Annotated in this window: 17 protein-coding genes; 12 read left to right on the top strand and 5 right to left on the bottom strand. The window is 41.4% G+C overall.

Features of this window, described 5'->3' with window-relative positions:
- Nucleotides 1-8: 8 nt before the first annotated feature.
- The gene (locus tag BLQ81_RS08185) at nt 9-5,327 is read right to left on the bottom strand and encodes a hypothetical protein (protein WP_092729462.1); all 5,319 of its coding nucleotides are present in this window, start codon (nt 5,325-5,327) and stop codon (nt 9-11) included.
- 312 nt (nt 5,328-5,639) lie between these two features.
- Between BLQ81_RS08185 and BLQ81_RS08180 the strand changes: the two genes are divergently transcribed.
- The 9 genes from BLQ81_RS08180 (at nt 5,640) to BLQ81_RS08140 (ending at nt 15,726) form a co-directional block, all read left to right on the top strand.
- Nucleotides 5,640-8,051 carry a TonB-dependent receptor gene (locus tag BLQ81_RS08180; protein ID WP_092729461.1) on the top strand — a complete coding sequence of 804 codons (2,412 nt, stop codon included), beginning with the start codon at nt 5,640-5,642 and terminating at the stop codon, nt 8,049-8,051.
- A gap of 12 nt (nt 8,052-8,063) precedes the next feature.
- Nucleotides 8,064-8,699 carry a hypothetical protein gene (locus BLQ81_RS08175; protein ID WP_139183589.1) on the top strand — a complete coding sequence of 212 codons (636 nt, stop codon included), beginning with the start codon at nt 8,064-8,066 and terminating at the stop codon, nt 8,697-8,699.
- Nucleotides 8,700-8,785: 86 nt separating this feature from the next.
- Nucleotides 8,786-9,007, top strand: a complete 222-nt coding sequence (locus tag BLQ81_RS08170; protein ID WP_092729459.1) for a FeoA family protein — start codon at nt 8,786-8,788, stop codon at nt 9,005-9,007.
- A gap of 4 nt (nt 9,008-9,011) precedes the next feature.
- A complete protein-coding gene (feoB, locus tag BLQ81_RS08165; protein WP_092729458.1) occupies nt 9,012-11,144 on the top strand; it encodes a ferrous iron transport protein B in 2,133 nt (710 codons plus the stop codon).
- A 166-nt stretch (nt 11,145-11,310) separates the two neighbouring features.
- Nucleotides 11,311-12,786, top strand: coding sequence for a lipopolysaccharide biosynthesis protein (locus tag BLQ81_RS08160; protein WP_092729457.1), 1,476 nt, complete (start codon nt 11,311-11,313; stop codon nt 12,784-12,786).
- A 436-nt stretch (nt 12,787-13,222) separates the two neighbouring features.
- Nucleotides 13,223-14,146 carry a universal stress protein gene (locus tag BLQ81_RS08155; protein WP_092729456.1) on the top strand — a complete coding sequence of 308 codons (924 nt, stop codon included), beginning with the start codon at nt 13,223-13,225 and terminating at the stop codon, nt 14,144-14,146.
- 90 nt (nt 14,147-14,236) lie between these two features.
- Nucleotides 14,237-14,782 carry an RNA polymerase sigma factor gene (locus BLQ81_RS08150; RefSeq protein ID WP_092729455.1) on the top strand — a complete coding sequence of 182 codons (546 nt, stop codon included), beginning with the start codon at nt 14,237-14,239 and terminating at the stop codon, nt 14,780-14,782.
- Nucleotides 14,783-14,813: 31 nt separating this feature from the next.
- A complete protein-coding gene (locus tag BLQ81_RS08145; protein WP_092729454.1) occupies nt 14,814-15,173 on the top strand; it encodes a hypothetical protein in 360 nt (119 codons plus the stop codon).
- A 124-nt stretch (nt 15,174-15,297) separates the two neighbouring features.
- Complete coding sequence (locus tag BLQ81_RS08140; RefSeq protein WP_092729453.1) at nt 15,298-15,726, top strand: Spy/CpxP family protein refolding chaperone; 429 nt, start codon at nt 15,298-15,300, stop codon at nt 15,724-15,726.
- A gap of 35 nt (nt 15,727-15,761) precedes the next feature.
- On the opposite strand, the gene mscL is transcribed toward BLQ81_RS08140, so the two are convergent.
- A complete protein-coding gene (gene mscL, locus BLQ81_RS08135) occupies nt 15,762-16,187 on the bottom strand; it encodes a large-conductance mechanosensitive channel protein MscL (protein WP_092729452.1) in 426 nt (141 codons plus the stop codon).
- 168 nt (nt 16,188-16,355) lie between these two features.
- On the opposite strand from mscL, the gene BLQ81_RS08130 reads away from it, so the two are divergent.
- The 3 genes from BLQ81_RS08130 to pfkA all read left to right on the top strand — a co-directional run bounded on the left by BLQ81_RS08130 (nt 16,356) and on the right by pfkA (nt 19,950).
- Nucleotides 16,356-18,401 (top strand): S9 family peptidase, encoded by a 2,046-nt coding sequence (locus BLQ81_RS08130; RefSeq protein ID WP_092729451.1) that lies wholly within the window; start codon nt 16,356-16,358, stop codon nt 18,399-18,401.
- Nucleotides 18,402-18,591: 190 nt separating this feature from the next.
- The gene (locus BLQ81_RS08125) at nt 18,592-18,963 is read left to right on the top strand and encodes a methylglyoxal synthase (protein ID WP_092729450.1); all 372 of its coding nucleotides are present in this window, start codon (nt 18,592-18,594) and stop codon (nt 18,961-18,963) included.
- Nucleotides 18,964-19,950, top strand: coding sequence for a 6-phosphofructokinase (pfkA, locus tag BLQ81_RS08120; protein WP_092729449.1), 987 nt, complete (start codon nt 18,964-18,966; stop codon nt 19,948-19,950).
- A gap of 100 nt (nt 19,951-20,050) precedes the next feature.
- Here pfkA and BLQ81_RS22485 read toward each other — a convergent pair whose 3' ends face one another.
- Genes BLQ81_RS22485 through BLQ81_RS08110 form a run of 3 tightly spaced genes read right to left on the bottom strand, consistent with a single transcriptional unit; the run spans nt 20,051 to nt 22,301 of the window.
- Nucleotides 20,051-20,692, bottom strand: a complete 642-nt coding sequence (locus BLQ81_RS22485; RefSeq protein WP_217636657.1) for a hypothetical protein — start codon at nt 20,690-20,692, stop codon at nt 20,051-20,053.
- Nucleotides 20,693-20,744: 52 nt separating this feature from the next.
- Nucleotides 20,745-21,971 (bottom strand): DNA cytosine methyltransferase, encoded by a 1,227-nt coding sequence (locus BLQ81_RS22480; RefSeq protein WP_217636656.1) that lies wholly within the window; start codon nt 21,969-21,971, stop codon nt 20,745-20,747.
- A 3-nt stretch (nt 21,972-21,974) separates the two neighbouring features.
- A complete protein-coding gene (locus BLQ81_RS08110; RefSeq protein WP_092729448.1) occupies nt 21,975-22,301 on the bottom strand; it encodes a helix-turn-helix domain-containing protein in 327 nt (108 codons plus the stop codon).
- Nucleotides 22,302-22,390 lie beyond the last annotated feature (89 nt).

Here is a 22,390-nt window from a genome sequence, read left to right as displayed (position 1 = left end):
GGAAAAAATCAGGCTATTTGGCGGCTTTCTTGCCAGGTTTCTTCGAAACTGATATTGATCACAAAGCAAATGCTTATATCCAGACCGAATGTGACCGAGGCAGTGCAATCGGTTTTGGCATTTGGACCACTGACTCTTTTGACTGTCCCGCTGGCCTCAATGTAGATGGTCACGCTCACCAATCCTCCAGCCAAGCTTGCATGTCCCTTGAATAGCATAAATGCAGTCACAGCGATTTCATTGGCAGATGCATAGATCTCACAGCCCACCATATAAGTCACACTTACATTACCTATTACAGGCAAACCAACCGATATGGAAGCTCCAAATCCGAACTTCATCATCACACTCGGGCCTATTTTGGTATCACAGGCAAGTTTGAGTTCTACCGCTCCAATGGCATAGATTGTTGCTCCTCCTACAGTCACACACATTACTTCCAGCCCACCTTTGAACTGGATAAATGCTCCTGCTGTAGGCAAAAGCTGGGTAGGATCAGTTGTTACTTTCAGCGCAGCATTGAAATACACCCCTAGCGAAAGTCCTGCTTCTAAACGTAGCGGGCATTGTGGAGAATTATACAAGTTGTCCTCCGGTGGAAACCGGACTAGAGGAATTTCTTTGGTTGCCTCAAACTTATATTCCCAGATTTCACCTGCATTGCTCATGGCGATTTGCAGGCCTTTCTTCAATACCTCGGCATAATTTCCCGTGGACATAGAAGCAAGTATCTGAAGCAAATCAATTACTGGCTGTAAGACCTCGCTAAATTCAATTTCGGGAGTTGGAATCCCTTGGAGTTTATTTGGTGTGTTGGGACCACCTTCGTAACCTGATTCTTTCCCTTTTTGTGCATCAAAATTTCCTTTTATAGTCATCAGACGCTTAAAAGAACCCAAATCGACTACCATGCCCACGTTATTCACCCTACTTTTCCAGGTATCCTTGAGATCATTGGCAAAGGAATCCACATCAAAATTCAATTTGGAATCGATGTAGGTATTATTATTTGGCTTGGTCTCTTTGGCTTTGTACTCAATGTAGATTTTCAAAGCATCCATGTCGACCAAATAAAGGGGGTCGAAATTCGGAATATCAAATGCGATCGCTTTATTCAGCAGGTTGTTTGCCTCACCGGTTAGGAGCTTAAAACCACGGTCAACCACTTCACTGCCTTGCTGCTTTACCACCAAGTTAAGCAGCTCATAGACTTGTCTGTCACCATCCAAAATTGGATTGGTTTTAAATGCAGCGAGCGGATTCCCGTTTGCATCTACGCCATTGATTAAAGACACAGCTTTTCCCAAGTTGGAATAGCCATCACCGATGTTTGGAAAAATACTGCTACTGTTCATCAGACGATAGGCATCCGCAAAAGCAGGTGGAGTCTTGCTCAAGAGAATTTTCGTTCCGAACCTAAAGCTTGGGGTTAGGAAAAGGGTCTTCTGGGTTGATGTAGATTGAAGAAAACCAAAATTTATAGTCTCCTCTACCGGGTTCCTGAGAATTTCTTTGGGATGAGCGATTCGAAGCAATTTCCCATTAAGGACTGCACTCTCCAATTCATTGCCTACTTTCCAATCTCCCTCCCGGATTACTGGCACAGGAGTGTAAGTGGGTAGCGGCGTGACCTCCCCTGTACCTGTCTCATGCTGTACAACTGACCAACTTCCATCCTTCGGTAAAAGCACATTTCCCCGGGCTGATGCCACAAAAACCGGATCAAAACTATTTTTGGCAACTGAGGGTGAAATATCGAAACGGGTAATTCGCATCAATTGACCTGATTTATTTAGGTCCATGATACAATCCACATCTCCCCCGATAAGTCCTCCCTGAAGATTCAAAAGTTCTACAAAATTCTTTTCCGGAATCGTTACACCCTGCGGTGCCAATTGTACATACCCGAGGATTTTTTTTGAAGGCGTCATGCCGTTTTTATGCCCTTGGATCAGATTGTCCATCTTGATGTCTGCATCAAACCACACAGGAGACAGAATTACATCTTTGGTTATTTCTTTACCAGTCGTGTTATTCACTAATTCTCCGAATTCGTCTACATAGGGCTGATTGATCGGGATTTTAATCGCCGCAGGCACATTATACTCAGCAATATTTCCATCTTCCTGAATATTGGTCACATTGTAAAGTCCCCGAATTGGGCCTGTATGAAGTTTAAATGGAGTTTCAGTTACCGTTTTAGAAGTGCTTTTATTTAAATATTTGTATCTGAAATCAAACAAACCATCAGACTCCGCCTGCCAGCCACTGTCTGTTCGGTAGACATATCCTGATCCTGTCCGAAAGAGTGTTATCGTTCTTACCACGCGTATTCCCCATGGATACAGGATACTCTTTACCTGAATAACTTCATGACCTGTCCGCCCCAGCATGACATCAAACCTAGCCTGACTTGTCTCTGCTATCGCTGCTCTCGGACTCAGCCAATTGCTGAATGTACTCGCCCCATATCCAGAAAAGTCAATTTGAGACAGGGGAACCCCTCGCTTCTTCAGTTCTCCCGGATTGGATTCTTCAGTAAAAAATTCATTGTTGAAGATTTTGGTAACACTTCTGCCTAAAGTACTCGTGTTATTCGGTACACCATTCATCCCAAGAATGTTTGCCAACTGGACGGTAAATCCTTTAAACATTGGACTATCCGGTCCGGCCCCGTCTAATGCCTCTTTTCCATAATCTTTTGCAATGGCTCGAATCTGAATTCCCCCAACCATTTCATTAGGAAAACTTGGATTTACCAACTTTAATTCAGGCTCTTCCGATTCCCTGGGCTCATTATGAGAAAGCTCTGCCAAAGCCCTCAACCCAAATGGAAGTGTAAAGAGGGCATCTACTGCTGCATCCTTATTGTTTTTATATCGCTCCAACGTGTACTTTATCAGAGGTTTTGGAGCTAAAGGCACATGTCCTGAGTGGTAATTCGCAATTCGAGTCGGGCCACCATCATTTGGATAATAATTCACTCCTTCAAGTGGATCTCCCTTCACATTATTACCTGGAGGGCTTAGATTGAAAACAGGCTCCCATGCCACTTGTGGAAGCATGAAAAGTCTGGCAGCCGACCCTTGGACCACCACTTCCATGCCTTCTACGCCAAACATCTGATTAGCATAGGATTCAATGTGTGCAGTGTTTTCACTTCTAGCAACCGCAATTCCGGTTGTAACCCGTCTATTCAAGGGGGATCCCAAACTAACCCCCATTTGATTGGCATTCGAACTGACATCAAGTAGTGCAAAAAGCTCGTTTTGGTATTTTTGAATATGAGGAGCAAGTCGTTGTTCATACGGCGGCAAAGGGTCTTGCACTTTGGCTTTAGAGGCTATTTTCTCGGAAACATTCGGAATCTCAGATCTGATAACTTTTCCTGATGAGATCGATTCCGCATGAAAGGATCTAGCCACCAAGCCATCCGAATTTCCGGCACTTTGCTGCTGATTTGATTCTAGGCCAAAATGAAAACGGACTTTTACATCATCCGGCTTTTTTGATACAGGGCTTTGCGAAATCTGACAAATCAACCAGCTTACTATTCCTTCAATTCCCTTTCTTCCACCCCTTTCGGTCAGCCTTTTCAGATAGGAAAGCTTAGCTAAATAAGGATCTGGAAGGGTCGGCAAATACCCCAAAAGTCCAAAGACTAGAAACGTATGACTTTTTACAATTCGCTTCCAATCTTCAGTACATTCTCCAAAAATCATCGCGCCGTTTACCGGCGTGACTGTGAATAGTGCATTTTCCAAGGCTAAAGCAAGGCTTTTGAATTTTGGAACTTTATCGAATGGTAATTTATTGTCCCACAATATATTATCATCAATGAGGTAAAGTAGGTTTCTATGCTCAGAACCCGCCAAAACCAACAAGCTATCCTTTGTCTTTACCTCAACAGGAAGTCCATTCACTGTAACAGGACGATCCACATTGTGCGAAGCATTGACTGTAGCTGCGATCATCTCTACTCCCTCCGCCAATGAATTGTAAATCAGGGAGGTTTTCTTTCCCAAAAATATGCTTAGGCTAGTTCCATGCTCATTTTGTTCATCTTTCCAATGCTCAAATTCTTGAAATGCACCCTCTCCCTCAGCCACTAGATCTGACAGACCAATTCTTCCCGGATCTATTAAAATGAGGGGCTGTTGAAGTTTTATGTTTTTCGCCTCCAATTCTTGCCAAGTAAACTTGAGTCCGGGTTTCCCTTCCAATAAAAAGCCCCCGGAGCCCCCTACCTCCAAGGGATTATTCACATCAAGTTCTGCGGCAGGAATCGCCCAAGCAGCTGATTTTATAGGGGCGTTTTCATGAATTTCGATCAGGGAGCTTTTTAGGCTTATAGGCTTAATCTCCGACTGGTTGGAAGCCATGGGAATCAATAAGCGACTAAGCTGTGAGTGATAAGTAGGGGCAGCGTTTTTTTGCTGAAAAGAAAAATCCTGTCCATACAGTTCGGCTTTCCCACTTCCCAAGGAAGAGATTTGGGCTTTGGAAACACCTGTAAATGAAAATGAAAGGTTTTCTGGAGTTTTGATTTTCACAGCTACGGCATCCTTTCCATATTTCTTTTTGGAGTAAGATTCGCTTGCAGTCTTATCCAAAGCCAAAGAAACCTGAACCCCAGTCTGGGCTCCCAATACGAGTTTTCCATTTTGCAGAACCGGATTCTGACTTAGTTGGATCATTCCTGATCTCACCTTCAGACCTGCATATCGATTGTTTGGGGCATTTTGAGCGAGCATATTACACCGAATCCAAACGCTGCCCGCCACAAATTTGTAATCTTTGGTAACTTCTACCGGAGGAGCAGTGGCTAACTTCAACTTTCTGTCCTGAAATTCAGCTTGAAACAGGATCACCGGCAGGGGGCTATTTTGTTGATAAATCCCCAAAAGCTTCACTACTCTATAAAAATCTATAGCCACTACTCTCCCATCATCTCTAATCAGAGGACCAATTGTTTTTTCCACTTTTGCACCGGCAGCCCATGCGGGAATACTTCTGCCGATTTGAGTGGAGCGGACTGGAACCTCACGCACATAAGGTCTTAGCTCAGGTTCCTTTTCCTTGACTTCGGCTTTTTCGATCACCTTACGGATCTTTTCCATCTGCTGAGGCTTGATTCGCTCCTTTGCAAAAAGCTGAGATCTTTCAAAACTGAATGAATCGGGTCTGACTTGAGGATTTTCGGTAAATAAAAGACTCCTTGCCATAAGTGGAAGCCCTTCATTCCAAAGTTTGACATCTTGGGGATCAGTGAGCTGAAGGTGTCCGAATACTTCAGTCAATAGTGAGTTTAATTGGTCTTTTTCCATGAGCGAAAAAAAAGGTTGATGAAAAATCTATTTCCAATTAAAAATTGATCCCGGTCTACACTAAAAACTTCTCAACGAAACCGATTAAAAACTGAAAAATAGTGGATGAAGCTAAGTAAAATCCACAGATATCTCAAAGAAAAACTGAAGTTAATTTCCTGATTAAGTGACTATTAATTCACTCTTAGATCAAATATCTTAGGTTAGGATCAAATTAATTCAAAACCCTCTTAAAAAAGTGAAAAACCATTCGTCAATTTCCACCTCTGAGGTTTCTTTGCTTTCTTTTAACTTTGCAAAGCATTGGATTTTATGAAAAAATACATTTCGGCATTTGGTTTATTCTTTGGATTGGGGGTCCATTTTTTAGTTGCGCAACAAATCTTGGTAATCGAATCCGGAAGCAATCAACCATTGAGTGGCGTTTTGATTTATTCAAAAGATCCGGCCAGAAGTATTATCACTGATACACAAGGAAAAGCTGAGATTGGGCTATTCAAAAACCGGGAATCAATCATCATTCAGTTATTGGGGTTTGAGTCAAAGACGGTGTCATGGGAAAGTCTTTCTTCCTTTCAATTTATAATCGAACTCACTCCCAGCCAAATCACCTTAGACATCGCAATCATCGCTACGTCTCGATGGAAACAATCTAATCAAGATATCCCGGGCAAAGTGCGGCAACTTGATTCAAAGGAGCAATTATTACGCGCTCCGTCTACCAGTGCTGATTGGCTCGGAAGCAGTGGAGAGGTATTTATTCAAAAAAGTCAGTTGGGTGGAGGTAGCCCGATGATCCGCGGATTCTCGGCCAACCGCCTGCTATACGCAGTAGACGGAGTGAGAATGAATACGGCGATTTTTCGAAGCGGAAATCTTCAAAATGTAATCTCCCTCGATCCCTTTGCCATTCAGACTACAGAAATCCTATTTGGGCCAGGGTCGGTGATGTACGGGTCTGATGCTATTGGAGGTGTGATGGCCTTTGAAACACTTACTCCAAAACTGAATCAAAAAACCATTTCAGGAAATGTTTTGGGTCGGTTTTCTTCGGCATATTCGGAGAAGACTTTTCACACTGATCTTTCGTATGGATCCGGAAAATGGGCTTTTCTCAGCAGTGCTACCCATTTTGACTTCGGTGATCTGAGGATGGGCAACAAAAATGGACCCGAATCTTACCTCCGAACTGACTATCAAACCTCAGAAGATGGTAGGGATATTCTAACCCTTAATCCAAACCCATTAATTCAGGTTGGGAGCGGTTACCGGCAAGTTAACTTGATGCAAAAAATCCGGTTTCAAGCCAGTCAAAAAACTGTTTGGGACTATGGATTTCATTACAGCAAGTCCACTGATATTCCCAGATACGACCGGCTAATTGAGAAAAGAAACGGTTCATTCCGTTTTGCACGTTGGGACTACGGACCCCAAATCTGGATGATGAATACACTCAGACTGACTCATACCACCGAAAGAAAATGGTTTGATCAGGTGAAGGTGATAGCAGCGCACCAGTTATTTGAGGAAAGTCGGATAGATCGAAGATTTGGAAAAACTGAAGAGTTTAACAGGTTAGAAAAAGTAAATGCCTTTTCTCTGAATGCAGATTTTCTCAAGCATTTAGACCTGGACAATTTCTTGACTTATGGGTTTGAATCGGTGCTAAACAAAGTCAGCTCAATGGGCTCGGTAACAGATATTGCCAATAGTCAATCCACTTCAGCCTCCGCGAGATATCCGAATGCGGATTGGGCTTCAATTGCGGCTTATGGTAATTATCAGGCAAAAATTTCTGGAACCTTTCAATTCCAAACTGCCCTCCGGTACAATTACAACAGTTTAGCCGCTGATTTCACCAACAATCTGGAATTCTTTCCACTTCCATTTTCATCCTCAAAAAACCGATATCATTCCATCACCGGAAATGTGGGCGTAATTTTCAAACCGGAGCCCTCCTTGTCTATTGCTCCATTGCTTTCGACAGGGTTCAGAGCTCCCAATGTGGATGATTCAGGAAAAATCTTTGATTCTGAACCCGGCACTGTGATGGTTCCCAATCCTGATTTAAAACCGGAATACGCCTACAACGCCGAGGTAAACTTTCATAAACATTTTCAAAACCGGGTACGCGTAGATTTAACCACGTTTTACACATTGCTTGACCGGGCCATGGTTCGTCGTCCGGCAACCTTAGACGGGCGTTCAGTAATCGACTATGATGGTGAGCTCAGTCAGATTTTAGCACTACAAAATGCAGCCTTTGTAGAAGTATATGGGATTCAGACTGGTATAGAAGTCTCCATCAGCAAAAAACTTTTGCTTACTTCACGATACAACTGGCAACGTGGAACGGAAGAATTGCATGATGAGTCCACAAGTCCTTCCAGACATGCAGCGCCGGCATTTGGACTCACGCGTTTAACGTATAGCTCAAAAAAACTGACACTGGAATTGACCTCTGCGTACAGTGCTGAGCGATCTTTCGAAGACATGCCTGAAGAAGAAAAAGGCAAGCCCGCCATCTATGCAAAGGATGGCAATGGGAATCCTTATTCTCCCAATTGGACCATTTTCAATTTTAATGGTGGATTGGAGCTATGGAAAGGAATAAAACTAATGGCAGGCATCGAAAACATCGGTGATAAACGATACAGGCCCTACAGTTCAGGAATTGTAGCAAGCGGTAGAAATTTAACGTTTGGAGTCAAAGGCAATTTTTAACATTCTATTTTAATGAATAGCCATTCAAAAAGAATTTTAACCACGTTCAGTTTATTCTCTTTTATGGCGCTGTTGCCGATGAGTTGTGGATTATTCTGCGGCAACGATTCCTGCGGATGCGGCCCCGTTTCCAAACCTCGGGAGTTTGTCATTGAATCAATTGCCACAAGAACGGTAGATGGTTCCGGCAATGAAATTCCCAAGACTCAAAACCGAAACTTTGATCAGATTTTTATATCCTTGGAAATCAAGGATATCAAATTCAATTCTCAAGCTAAAGTTGAGTGGGAAGGCCTCAGAAATCCGGGATTTGCCTTTGCTTGCAGTCCTGCTCCAGATACAAGCAAAAACGAATTAAACTTGATCGAGATCATCAACGAAGGAGAATTTACTTTGGCCGATGGTACGAAATACCCTATCGGGGAAAAGATCACTTCACTGGTTGGGATAAATCGAGTTTTCAATAATGGAGTGGTCCCCATCGCAGAATTTACAGGTTTAGGTAGAAAACTTACCTTTGAAGATTCTTTTAAAATCGGATTGTTACAAAATCCCGGAAAAGAACTTCAGCTCAAATTCACCATTCGACTCGTTTTTGATGACGCTCAGGAATTTTTACTTACCGATCAAATTCTAAATGTTCAATAGGTGGAAAACTTGATAAAAATCTTCATTATTTTTCATTAGATTCATTCCAAATAGTACTATTTTTGCCGAAAGGAGAATTTAGACCCATGACAGCTGACAGCCTTCCCTTAAACAAATCAGGAAAAATAGTAGAAATACTATCCTCTCCTTTAAAAATCAATCTATTGGAATTGGGATTTCTTCCTGGTATACAAATAAGTCTCCGATATCAGGCCCCGTCAGGCGGACCGATGGCATTTTTAATGGAAGAAACTCTTTTGGCACTCAGGAAATCCGAGGCTGCCCTGATCCGCGTTGAACTGATTTGAATTCATGTCCGAAGCAACCCTTTCCAATAAAACATTGACGACCAGGATAGCCTTGTTGGGGAATCCGAATGTTGGTAAATCGACCATTTTCAATTACCTGACAGGTCTGAACCAGAAAATCGGAAATTATCCAGGAGTGACTGTTGACAAAAAAAGCGGCTCAGTTCAGATCAATGGAGAAACTTTTGAAATCCTGGATTTACCGGGTACTTACAGTCTATTCCCAAATTCCGAAGATGAAATCATCGCACATCGGGTACTGAATCAGACTAAACTTGAAGCAAAGCCCGATTACGTATTGATGGTTATTGATTCTTCCCAGCTTTCAAGAGGCCTTTTTCTTGCGACCCAGTTAATGGATCTCGGAGTCAATTTGGCTTTGATACTCAACATGGCTGATTTGGCTGAAAAGAGAAATATTGAAATCAAAACTTTCGAGTTGTTCAAGTCTATTGGAGTTCCAATCCTTTCCACAGATGCCCGGAATCAAAAAGGACTCGAAGAGGTTAAAAACCTGATCAGTCAACGGAACTTCCGCAAAGCACCCGGTTTCATTGATATTCAGCAGGTCATTCCTTCGGAAATGCTAAATCAGGTCCTTGAGAAATTTGAACTTGAAAATCACTATCAGGCCTATCAGATGATCCGTTTCGGATCAAAAGACAAAGCAATACCTGCATCAGACCGTGCTTGGTTAGAAAATCTCATTCAAACTTCAAATTTTGATTTGGAGGAAGCACAATTGGAAGAAACCAAGATCAGGTATCGAAAAATCACCGAGCTCGTCACCAAAGCACTTTTTAAAAAATCAGGATCTAAGCCAAGCTCCAATCTGGATCAGGTATTCCTTCATCCTGTTTTCGGGTATGTGATTTTTGTAGCCATTTTACTTTTGATTTTTCAGACGATCTTTTCCTGGGCTGCCTATCCAATGGATTTCATTGACGGGCTTTTCGCGAATATCAGCGCAAGTATTGGGACCATGCTTCCTGATGGCCCTCTCACCCGCCTTTTGGCCGAGGGGCTTATCCCTGGAATTGGGGGAGTGGTTATATTCATCCCGCAGATTGCTATTCTATTTGGCTTTTTGGCAATTTTAGAAGATACAGGATACATGTCCAGAGTTGTTTTCTTGATGGATCGCTGGATGCGCCCTTTTGGACTTCATGGCAAAAGTATTGTTCCTCTCGTATCAGGTGTTGCCTGTGCAATCCCCGGTGTGATGGCAGCCCGGAATATTTCCAATTGGAAAGAGAAGATGATCACCATATTGGTTACTCCACTGATGAGCTGCTCTGCCCGATTGCCGGTTTACATTATTTTGATTGGCCTGACTGTGCCGGATGAAGTAGTCTTAGGATTCATCAACCTTCAAGCTTTGGCTTTACTAAGCCTCTATCTCCTTGGAATTTTTGGGGTTTTGGGCACAGCCCTGCTTCTGAAATTCATTTTAAAAACTACCGAAAAGAGTTTTCTTTTGTCCGAACTCCCCCCCTATCGAATCCCAAGATGGAGTGATGTGGGCATCACGATGTTTGAGAAATCAAAAACCTTCGTATTCGAAGCAGGAAAAGTTATTCTGGCAATTTCAATTATCCTGTGGGTTTTGGCCTCTTACGGTCCTCCCTCCAGAATGGATCAAATCCGAATAGAAGGTCAGGCAAGACTTGAATCCGTGACCGACGAAACTCAAATCACAGAAATTGAAGCTGAAATTACTGCCCAATTATTGGAAAATTCCTACATCGGCATTATGGGCAGAGCGATTGAACCGCTAATCAAACCCTTAGGATATGATTGGAAAATCGGAATTGCCCTGATTACTTCATTTGCAGCCAGAGAGGTATTTATAGCCACTATGGCAACAATCTACAGCATCGGTGGGGATTTGGAAAATGACTTGACTATCCGGGAAAAATTAGATCAGCAGATCAATTCCAATACCGGAGAGAAGACTTTCAACAGAGCATCTTCCTTCTCTTTAATGGTGTTTTATGTCTTTGCCATGCAGTGCATGAGCACCTTGGCAATCGTGAAAAGAGAAACGAAAAGCTGGAAATGGCCGTTAATTCAGACAGCTTATATGACTATATTGGCTTATGTCATGGCATTGATCACTTATCAAATCTTCTCTTAAAATGTGGCAGGAAATAAGTGTCGGAATCTTGGTGGTTGCGGCTTTGGTTTATTTGGGGAAAAAGTATTTTTTCAAACCTAAAACTCAACCCGGCTGCGACAAATGCGCAAAACCATAAAATCTCGGGAGATCTTATGAATTCCCATTTTTTTTATACTTTTCAGCGATGAGTAAAATCGCCCAACAAAGTATCCAAACCACCATTTTTTCCTATATCGGTGTACTATTGGGCTATATCAATGTCCTTTGGCTCTATCCTTATGCACTTGACGCCACCGAATTGGGGACCTTCCGAACCATTCAGGATCTCGGGTTACTCTTCGTTCCATTTGCCCAATTGGGTGTCGGCCATGGGATCACCAGGTTTTTTCCTAAGCTGGAGCAAAATCAATCCGCCTTTCTTTCCTATAGTCTTGCGCTTTCTCTTTTGGGCTTCGGTGCAGTGACCCTCATATTCTTTGGATTCAAATCCCAAATCATGGGATTATTCGCTACCAACTCCCCCGAAGTACTCAACTTCCTGGGTGTAGTTTTACTGATTACCCTTTTTGCCCTGTTGAGTAGCGTGATGGATGCGTATAGCCGATCCTATCTGAAAATAGCAATTCCGACATTTTTTAGAGAAGTTTTCCTACGACTGCTTACCTCTGTCCTAGTGGGGGTCTATCTGCTCGGATGGATCAATTTTGATGAGGTGATGCTTGGTCTTGTAGTCGTTTATGGCATGGCTTTACTCGGAGTTTTAGCCTATTTGATTTGGCTGGGCAAAGTCCATATTGATTTCAACTGGAAAAACTTTCCTCCGGGATTTAGAAGCTCCTTTATCCGTTTCAGCCTAATTACTTTCCTGGCTACCGCTGCCTCTACCCTGATCATGAAGATCGACAGCATCATGGTCAGTTCAATGGTAAGCTTGGAAGCGAATGCCATTTATTCCATCGCTTTTTACATGGCTTTAGTGGTGGAACTGCCCCGAAGAGCGATTTCTCAAGTAGCTATGCCGGTGATAGCGGATCATTTCGCCAAAGATCAGATCGGGGAAATCAACAAACTCTATCGGCAGATTTCCAATCGGCAACTTTACATCTGCTTATTCTTATTCGCATTGATCTGGTCCAATATTGACAGTATTTATCATTTTGTACCCAACCGCGAAATCTACCAAGCAGGAAAATATGTGGTCTTTTTTATCGCTTTGGGGAAAATTTTCGATGTGGCCTTCTCTGTCAATAGTGAGATTTTGGTTTTTTCGAAGTATTACCGCTTCAATCTTGTGCTCACTATTGCAATGAGCATTCTAATCATAGGGGTAAACTATTGGCTGATTCCAATCTATGGAATCGAAGGTGCTGCAATCGGTTCAGCTTCTGTAATGCTGGCTTTTAATCTAATAAAGTATGGTTATCTCAAAATCAAGCTTCAATTGGATCCTTTCAGTTATGAAACACTGAAAATTCTTTTTGTCGGGGTTATGATCTTTGCTTTGAAAGATTTTTACTTAGATGAGGTTCATCCCATGCTTATGGCCGGAATCAAATCAATTTTGATTGTTGGAATGTTTTTTTTCTGGTCGATGATAGCCAACGTTGGGCAGGACGAATGGAACTGGATAAAAAGTAAGCTGAAAAAGTCCGGGTCTTAGAGTGTTACAAACCTCCGTACTGACAAGATTTGAGCTGCCTTAAATCCGCAAACTTCCACTGTTATCCTGCGTTTTGGGCGAGGTCCTTTTCGGTAAAGAAAAGACTGAGGCCTGTTTTTGGAGAGGGCTTCACTCGTAATTGTAATTAATTTGTGAAGTTTGAACAAGTCGGCGACCCGGACTCCTCAAATATACGATATGGATTCGGTAGTGTTTAAAAAAAACGGGTTTTAAGACCTTCTCATGAAAAAATTCTTACTCCTTTCATTTGAAGTCAAATGGTTACCACCATATTTTATTTTTTTACAAATGCAATCAAATTTGATATAGAACAGGATTTATCCGCTGCCGTCTAAAAAATCAAAATTTTATTTTGCAAATTTCTCGATAGATTCATCTACTTCAACTTAACTTTGCAAGTCAAACCCCCAGTACTATGTACCTGATTAAGAAATTGATTGTTTGTCTCGATCAGACCCCTCTGGATCAGACGCTGATTGAATATGCTTCATTTATCGCAAGAGTCAATCAAACCAAGAAAATCTACTTTTCCACTGTCATAAAAAACCTATCCATTCCTAAAGAAGTCATGGAGGAATTTCCCAACCTGATCGAAAATATGATCAATGAGCGGAAAGAAGCAATGGAGAAATTGGTTCAGCAACATTTCAAAGAAATTAAAGGCGTGGAGATCAGCTTTGTGGTCAAAGAGGGTAACCTCTCTAAAAAAATACTGAAGCTTGCCGAAGAAAAGTCAGCTGATATGATCATCATCGGCCGAAAAGTCGATCTCCCCGGTACAGGTGTAGCTTCTCAGAGGCTGGCAAGAAGGGCCAGTTGCTCTCTTCTGATTGTACCGGAAGGATCCAAACCAAGAGTCTCGAAATTACTCGTGCCGAGTGATTTTTCTGATTATTCCAAAGATGCCCTGGAAGAAGCCATCATGATTGCGGCTAAGCATGGTGGAAATACTGAGATTGTTTGCCAGAATGTATTTTCAGTACCTAGCGGCTATCATTTCACTGGCAAAAGCTATGAGGAATTTACCGAAATCATGAAAATGCACGCTGAGATAAACTATAAAAAGTTTATTCGAAAAATCGACACAAAAGGGATTAAGATCACACCGATCTATACCAAAGATGACGATGATGACCCTGTTCAGGAAATTGTTTCCAAAGCCCTCGAAATCGGGGCTGATGGAATCATCATTGGCGCAAAAGGAAGAACCGCTGCCACGGCACTTTTTATAGGCAGTATGGCCGAGCGATTGATTCAGTTCAATGACAGCCTGCCGCTGCTCGTCACACGGCCTAAAGGCAAAAACGCAGGGATCTTAGATTACATTTTGGAAATTTGATCGGATCAACTCAGGAAAAGAGTCAGAAGTTCTGACTCTTTTTTAGTTTGATTAAACCCTAAAAAACCCTCGAAGTCTAACGACTCAAGTATGACACCCACCGATCAACAACTTCTGGAACAAATCCGCTCACCTTTCACCAAGGAACTTGGATTCAGAAAATTGATCGAAACTTATCAGCGTAGAGTCTATCAGGTCATCCGAAGAATGGTCATCATTCATGAAGATGCCGATGACCTCACTCAGAACACCTTCATCAAAGCGTACCGTTATCTGGATAAGTTTGAGGGAAATGCAGCGATTTTCACCTGGCTATACCGAATTGCCACAAATGAGGCCTTGACTTTTCTTGAGAAAAAGAAAAAAAGATTTTCATTTTCGCTGGAGGATCATCAAGAAAAACTGGAGTCTTTCCTTGATCAACCCGGAAGTCTAAATGGGGATCAAATTCAAATTCTCCTTCAAAAAGCCTTACTGAAACTGCCTGACAAACAAAGGCTGGTGTTCCACTTGAAATATCAGGAAGAACTTACCTACGAGCAGATGGCTGAAATCACCGGCACAAGTGTCGGAGCTTTAAAAGCCAGCTACCACCATGCTGTTAAAAAAATTGAACAATTCGTTTTGTCAGAATAAACTTTACTCCATCACCAATGTCTAACCTACTATGAATCAATTGCCAAAACTAAAAGACTTCGAAGCTCCTGAAGGATATTTTGATGGGCTGCCCGATCAGATTCTGAAAAAGGCTAAGAAACCCAAGATGCAAATTTGGATAAAGTATGCAGCTGCGGCGGTGGTGATCCTCGGATTGGGACTGATATGGCAGACTGATTTAATCAAGCCCAACTATGAGCAACTTACCTATGAAGAAGAAGCTATTCTCTTTATAGAAAGCAATGTCTGGACATCTGAAGACATTCTCAGCATGGCTGATGATCCCAATGCCATGCTCGATCAAATTATAAATGAGGAAATGCCGCTGTCCGAAGACCTATGGCTAGAAGATGAACTTAACTGGTTTTAAAAAATTGCGAAATCAGCCAAGTTTCGAGAGAAACTCTGCAAAATGAAAATCAAACCCACGAAATTCACATGGATGCACCGATAGTTACCATTGGTATGAACTTGAAAGATTAACCTATAAAAAGATGAAAAAGTTATATCTAATTGCAATTATCCTATTGCTCGGAATTGGTACAAGTGCTTTGGCACAGCGACCTCCTGTGGATCAGGAAAAACTTCAAGCCGCACGGATTGCCTTTATAACCACCAGACTTGATCTGAAGCCTGAACAAGCCGAGAAATTCTGGCCGATATTCAATCAATATAATGATCAACGGGAAAAGACCATGCGTCAAATATCCGAATTGGGGAGAGGAGTGGAAACAATAGGTGAAGATGAAGCAAAATCTCGGATTCAGCAACGGTTGAAACTTCAATCCGAATTACTTGAAAAAGAAAAAGGCTTTGTCAATGAGGTGTCCAAGGTATTGTCATCCAAACAAATTCTCATGCTAAACAACATTGCACGGGATTTTAACCGGCAACTTTACCAAAGAGGTAGAGGAGGAAATTAAAAAATACGGCCCTGAAGTGAATTCAGGGCCGTATTTTATTGCTTTTTCAGTAAATCTCTGATTTCTTCCAAAAGCTTCTCTGAAGCTGTAGGAGCAGGTGGCTGTGGCGGCGGTGCAGGTGCCTCTTCTTTTTTCTTGCTTAGGTTATTTATTCCTTTGATCGCAAGGAAGATTACAAAAGCGATTATGGCGAAATCAATCACATTCTGGATAAACATACCATAATTCAAGGTAACTGCTGCTACCGCTTCACCAGCGGCATCTGTCGTCGCATCTTTCAAAATGATATTCAAATCCTTAAAGTCAACGCCTCCGATCAATAGGCCGATAGGTGGCATGACGATATCGTTGACCAATGAAGAGACAATCTTTCCGAAAGCTCCACCGATGATCACAGCCACAGCCAGATCAATTACATTGCCTTTTACGGCAAATTCTTTAAACTCTTTTAGTATTCCCATAAAAACATAAGGTTGGTTGATGTGAAAACTAATATTCTGAAAATTATGCTGATTAACAAAAGTCCGGAGACAATTTATACGGTTCTAAAAAATTCAAAATCACTATTGAAAATTAATTTGAACCAAGGTCCTTGATTTTTTATTAACCTTGCAGACAAAATATCGAGAATGCAAGCCCCAATCGCTCCCAAGAAACCCCGACTTTTAGAAATCCATAGTCATCAGCGAATCGATCCATATTATTGGATGAATGATCGTGAAAACCCGGAAGTAATTGAATACCTCATTGCTGAAAATTCCTTTCTGAAAGAGGTGATGAAGCCCACTGAGGAATTTCAAAAGGAGCTTTTCGCAGAGATGAAAGGCAGGATCAAAGAGGATGATCAGACTGTTCCCTACTTCAAATCTGGATACTATTGGTATGTCCGCTATGAAAAAGGGGGGGAATATCCAATCTATTGCAGAAAAAAGGGTTCGCATGAAGGACCTGAAGAAATCATCCTGGATGTAAACGAATTGGCAAAGGGAAAATCATTTTATCAAGTTGGTGGAACAGCCACTTCACCCGATCAAAAAATGCTTGCTTTTGCAGCTGATGAGGTTGGAAGAAGGATTTATACAATTCATTATAAAAATTTGGAAACAGGTGAAATTTTAGCCGAATCCATTTCTGAAATCACTGGAAATCTTGTGTGGGCAGCCGACAATCTGACGCTTTTTTACTCCAAACAAGATCCTGAAACACTCCGCTCCTACCGGATTTACAAACATGCACTCGGTTCAAACCCGTCAGAAGATCAATTGATTTTTGAGGAAACTGATGAGGAATTTTCCTGCATGGTACACAAATCCAAAACAGAAGAATACCTCTTTATTCATTCCGAAAGTACGATTTCTTCAGAAATGAGATTCTTGAAATCAGATCAACCCCAAGGTGAATTTCAGGTTCTTCAAGCACGGATACCGCATTTGGAATATGCAGCCGATCATTTTGAGGAGTTCTTTTGGATCAAAACCAATGATAATGCTCAAAATTTCAAACTCGTCAAAACACCGATTTCTCTACCCGGAAAAGAAAATTGGATTGATGTGATTGGCCATCGATCGGAAGTGCTCTTGGAAGATTTCGAGCTATTCTCCAACTATCTGGTCACACAGGAACGGACCAATGGCTTAACACAGATTCAAATAAAGCCTTGGAAGAAAGAAGGTTATTCATTGAAATTTGATGATGAAACATATACCGCTTGGGTCAGCGCCAATCCTGAATTTGACACGGATATTCTCCGTTTCGGATACAATTCGTTGGTAACTCCAAGCTCTGTTTTTGATTACGATATGATTTCCGGTGAAAAGACTTTACTTAAGCAGCAAGAAGTAGTGGGAGGTCATGATCCCAATCTTTATCACTCAGAGCGGATTTGGGCAAAGGCCTCAGATGGGACACAGGTTCCGATCTCTTTGGTCTACAGAAAATCACTTTTCATAAAAAATGGCCAAAGCCCGCTTCTACTCTACTCCTATGGATCCTACGGCTACAGCATGGACGCATATTTTTCCAGCAACCGATTAAGTCTTTTAGATCGGGGATTTGTCTTTGCAATCGCACATATCCGGGGAGGTGAAGACCTGGGGAGGCACTGGTATGAGCAGGGAAAGATGCTTAACAAACGGAATACGTTTACCGATTTCATCACCTGTGCTGAACATTTGATCACAGAAAACTACACCTCACCTGCTCACCTTTATGCAATGGGCGGAAGTGCAGGCGGATTACTCGTCGGTGCAATACTTAATCTCAGACCAGACCTTTTCAATGGAGCCATTGCCAATGTTCCATTTGTGGACGTGGTGACCACGATGCTGGATGAAAGTATCCCATTGACCACGGGCGAATTTCAGGAATGGGGAAATCCCAAAGAAAAGGAATACTACGATTACATGCTTTCCTACTCTCCCTATGACAATGTGGAAGCAAAAGCCTATCCCAACCTCCTCGTCACTTCAGGATTGCACGATTCGCAAGTTCAATATTGGGAACCGACCAAGTGGGTGGCTAAATTGAGAGCTATGAAAACAGATCAAAATCTACTTCTATTGGATACCAATATGGAGGCTGGTCATGGTGGGGCTTCGGGAAGATTCAATGCACTAAAGGAATTGGCACTGGAATATGCATTTTTACTCATGCTCGAGGGGAAGACCTCACTATAAGCAATCTCGGTCCCGATAGCTATTGGGATCAGTTAATGGGAATTTCTCTAAGGAAGTGGAAGCTTAGTCTGTAGGAAAATGAACCAATCATTTTACAATCTCATTTACATAATTGAGTCTTTAAAATCTTGCCTGAGAAGGGAAATGCGAATTTTTCCTACCTTTGGATCAAACCTATTATCACCAGTTCATGAAAATTGCCCTGATCGCCCATGATGGCAAAAAAGCTGACATGGTTCATTTTTTAAGTGGATTCCGTGACGCGCTTCACCGTGTTGACATTGATCTTGTAGCTACCGGCACCACCGGTTCCCATATCGAAAGAGCGGGATTTGAAGTAGAACGACTGCTCTCAGGCCCTCTGGGTGGAGATGCTCAGATTGCTGCTATGGCAGCCGAAAAAAAACTAACTGCAGTGATTTTCTTTCGAGACCCCCTTGACAGACATCCTCACGAGCCTGATGTCCAAATGCTTATGCGAATTTGTGATGTACACAATATCCCATTGGCAACAAATCCAGCGACTGCAGCACTCATGTTTAAAGCACTAACTGACACTTAAATGGAACTTAAAACCATAAAAAAAATTGGCGTACTCACCTCAGGTGGAGACGCACCCGGAATGAATGCCGCAATTCGTGCCGCTGTCCGAGCCGGATTTTATTACAATCTTGACATGTATGGGATCTATCGCGGTTACGAAGGAATGATCCAAAATGACATTAAAAAGCTCGATTCCAGAAACATTACACATGTATTGGAGCGAGGGGGAACATTTCTAAAATCTGCAAGAAGTGAGGAATTTCGAACTCCGGAAGGAAGAAAAAAGGCCTATACTAATCTAAAAGCTCATGGAATCGATGCGCTGATTGTCATTGGCGGAGATGGTTCACTCACCGGAGCACATTTATTTTACCAAGAATACGGGATTCCTGCTATCGGTCTTCCGGGAACAATTGACAATGATCTGTCAGGGACAGATTCTACGATTGGTTTCGATACGGCATGCAATACGGCAATAGAGGCAATTGACAAAATCCGCGATACAGCTACATCACATGACAGACTGTTTTTTGTGGAAGTAATGGGTAGAGATGCCGGTTTTATAGCAGTGAATGCAGGAATCGGAAGTGCCGCGGCGGCCATACTCATCCCGGAGAATAAAACCCCAATCGAATCTCTGATAGAAAAGCTGAAATCCAGAACCAAAGCGATGAAAACTTCAAACATCGTAATTGTAGCCGAAGGTGGAAAAAGTGGTTCAGCGCAAGAGATCGCTGATAAAGTGAAAAAATTCCTGCCCTATTATGATATTAAGGTGACTATCCTGGGACACTTACAGCGTGGCGGAGCACCAACTTCCTTCGATAGGCTACTTGCCTCCAAGCTTGGTGTAGCTGCAGTAGAAGGTCTGATGCAGGGTAAATATGATGTCATGGCAGGACTGATTAATCACAAAGTGGTATTTACGCCGATTGTCAAAGCCATCGTGGATGACAAGAAAGTCGATGAAGATGACTTGAGAGTTGCAAATATCCTTTCAACCTAACCAAAAGACCCGCACCAAATCGATGTGTGGCTTTTTCTGTTGAAAAATTTATCAGTAACTGCCACACGAATAATTTTAATGAATTAACCAAAAATACTCATCACAAAAGTGATATAATGTTATTCCATTCCTTTTTGTGCTCATACTTTAATGCTGTGTCAACTTCAATACTATTCACATAGTTTTCTATAAACTCTGATGTGTCAGAAAGTAGCCTTAAATAGTATTTCAATGAATTTGTCAAACCGTTTGCAATAACATGGCAACCGTGAATGTTTTTTATTCTCTCTATTTCTTTGTTGATTTCTTCTGCTTGAGTTACATCTATATTTGCAGTTGAAAGCACATAGTAACGATTTACCTGAGTTGTCTTAAATTTCTCAAATGCGTCTTTTACAAGTTGTGCCGTTATTGGAATTCCGTGTTTCACTTCAACTGCTTCAAAAGCTCGTTCCTTTTCATCAACAATGTCAATGTCGCCAATACGCCCGCTTCGGCTGTCAGCCGAAGTATGACTTTCCATTGGCAATAATACTTTTCCTTCAAATCTCTTTGTTTCATTGATTAAACATTGGTAAGCTGCATACAAAGCTAAAACTGGAAGTCTTGATGCACCTTCTGCCGAATATTTGGTGTCAAAATGCTTACTCAATAAATCAATTATTGTTGCAATAGGTAAGTTTAAAGGTTTTGCCAAGTCTATTTGTTGTGCATTTCTTTGGATGATTAATCCTTGAAACAAAAAACTTAAAAGTTTGTCAATGTCTTTGCCTTTCTGAATAAAATCAATGGTTTCAAGAAATGCAGTTTTTTTTCAAAAGTTGTTTTTTTATCTGTTCTCCAACAGCCTTGATCATTGGAACAGCAACAGAGTTGCCTACCTGTTTGTAAAGTTCTGCTTTGTTATTAAGCAATTTAAATTTTTCCGGGAAACCCATGATTTTATAGCATTCCTGAATTGTAAGTTTTCGTACAGTTCCTTCATTCCAAATCCAAAATCTTCCAGATGACTCTTGAGAAGGAAGAGCTGGATGAACACCTTCGGTAGAGTAAATTCTGTTTGGTTGTTTATGAACTCTTGACAATTGTTCTGTTCCTGGTCTTACTCCTGCTTTTCGGATAGTTTTGTTTCTGTATCCCGCGAAAACCAACCCTGAATCTTGGGTCTTTTGTTCTTCCAAAATTGTATAGGGTTCGTCTAAATACTCAAACTCGTTTTCCTTATCCAAAAAGTCTTTGAGGGCTGGTTTTATCATCTTTTTGATTTTTGTAAAATCAAACTTGGTCTCCTTATGGCCTATTATTATTATTCTTTCCCGATTTTGAGGTACACCAAAGTCTGATGCGTTCAAGACTTTTTTTGAGACCACATACCCCATTTCTTCCAAGTGCTGAACAATGGTTAAAAGTGTCCTTTTATTGTCGTGGTAAACCAAATGCTTTACATTTTCAAGAAAAACAACCTTTGGTTGACGTTTCTCAATTAATTCAAAAACGTGATAAATCAACGTTCCTCTTGTGTCTTCAAAACCTTTCATTTTACCTGAAATGCTAAATGGTTGGCAAGGAAAACCTGCACAAAGAATATCGTGTTTTGGAACAATATCTAAATTAAGTTTTGTGATGTCGCCAAAAGGCACTTCACCAAAATTAAATTCATAGGCACGTTGTGCGTGATAATTAAACTCAGAAGAAAAAACACATTTACCGCCAAGTTCTTGTAAGGGGATTCTGAAACCCCCAATTCCTGCAAAAAGGTCGATAAAAGTAAACTCAGGATTTTCGGGTGCCGGAAACGGAATATCCCATTTTATGGGAAGCATTGCCTGCAATTCGGGCTCTGACACCATATTTAGTTCTTCGCTTATTGTAGAAAAGTATTCTTTTGCTCTTTTTTCAAAAGATTTTGATACTCCGTTTGTATGGTTGTGAAGATAGTGGGTGAAAAAAGCTAAATCTTCCGCATTGCCATTAAAGGTTTCAACTTTTAGCTTGTCCCGAAGTTTTGAATATTTTATCATAGCTTAAAAGTTTATTTTTCCTTGTTGTTGATTCTTGATTCGCATATATTTTGCCTTTTCTTCGGCCGCTTTTAAAAGTTCTCTTGGTTCTTCTTGCGGATAAATTATTTCAGCAATTTTCTCACTGAAATACTCGTGTTCCAATTGCTTGAGGTCAAGATTGAAGATTTTTGAAAGCTTGGGTAAAACGTCCATCGGAACATTTCTTTTCCCATTCTCTATCTTTGAAAGCGTTGACTGGTCAATATCCAAAGCCGCCGCAAGCTTTGTCAATGTCAAGTTGTTGTCCGACCTAAGTTTGTGAATATATTCCCCAAATGTTTCTCTCATTTTCTTGAAATTTTCGCCTTGACAATTTTGTCAAAAATACAATTACACCGGATTAATTGGCTTTAAATTCCATAATATTTGATAAAATA

The sequence above is a fragment of the Algoriphagus alkaliphilus genome (genome assembly GCF_900103735.1).
Taxonomy (GTDB): Bacteria; Bacteroidota; Bacteroidia; order Cytophagales; family Cyclobacteriaceae; genus Algoriphagus; species Algoriphagus alkaliphilus.
This window is presented reverse-complemented; position numbering and strand designations above follow the sequence as displayed.

Coding starts and splice junctions, on each gene's coding strand:
- BLQ81_RS08185 (WP_092729462.1), bottom strand. CDS start 5,327: ATGGAAAAAGACCAATTAAACTCACTATTGACTGAAGTATTCGGACAC.
- BLQ81_RS08180 (WP_092729461.1), top strand. CDS start 5,640: ATGAAAAAATACATTTCGGCATTTGGTTTATTCTTTGGATTGGGGGTC.
- BLQ81_RS08175 (WP_139183589.1), top strand. CDS start 8,064: ATGAATAGCCATTCAAAAAGAATTTTAACCACGTTCAGTTTATTCTCT.
- BLQ81_RS08170 (WP_092729459.1), top strand. CDS start 8,786: ATGACAGCTGACAGCCTTCCCTTAAACAAATCAGGAAAAATAGTAGAA.
- feoB (WP_092729458.1), top strand. CDS start 9,012: ATGTCCGAAGCAACCCTTTCCAATAAAACATTGACGACCAGGATAGCC.
- BLQ81_RS08160 (WP_092729457.1), top strand. CDS start 11,311: ATGAGTAAAATCGCCCAACAAAGTATCCAAACCACCATTTTTTCCTAT.
- BLQ81_RS08155 (WP_092729456.1), top strand. CDS start 13,223: ATGTACCTGATTAAGAAATTGATTGTTTGTCTCGATCAGACCCCTCTG.
- BLQ81_RS08150 (WP_092729455.1), top strand. CDS start 14,237: ATGACACCCACCGATCAACAACTTCTGGAACAAATCCGCTCACCTTTC.
- BLQ81_RS08145 (WP_092729454.1), top strand. CDS start 14,814: ATGAATCAATTGCCAAAACTAAAAGACTTCGAAGCTCCTGAAGGATAT.
- BLQ81_RS08140 (WP_092729453.1), top strand. CDS start 15,298: ATGAAAAAGTTATATCTAATTGCAATTATCCTATTGCTCGGAATTGGT.
- mscL (WP_092729452.1), bottom strand. CDS start 16,187: ATGGGAATACTAAAAGAGTTTAAAGAATTTGCCGTAAAAGGCAATGTA.
- BLQ81_RS08130 (WP_092729451.1), top strand. CDS start 16,356: ATGCAAGCCCCAATCGCTCCCAAGAAACCCCGACTTTTAGAAATCCAT.
- BLQ81_RS08125 (WP_092729450.1), top strand. CDS start 18,592: ATGAAAATTGCCCTGATCGCCCATGATGGCAAAAAAGCTGACATGGTT.
- pfkA (WP_092729449.1), top strand. CDS start 18,964: ATGGAACTTAAAACCATAAAAAAAATTGGCGTACTCACCTCAGGTGGA.
- BLQ81_RS22480 (WP_217636656.1), bottom strand. CDS start 21,971: ATGATAAAATATTCAAAACTTCGGGACAAGCTAAAAGTTGAAACCTTT.
- BLQ81_RS08110 (WP_092729448.1), bottom strand. CDS start 22,301: ATGAGAGAAACATTTGGGGAATATATTCACAAACTTAGGTCGGACAAC.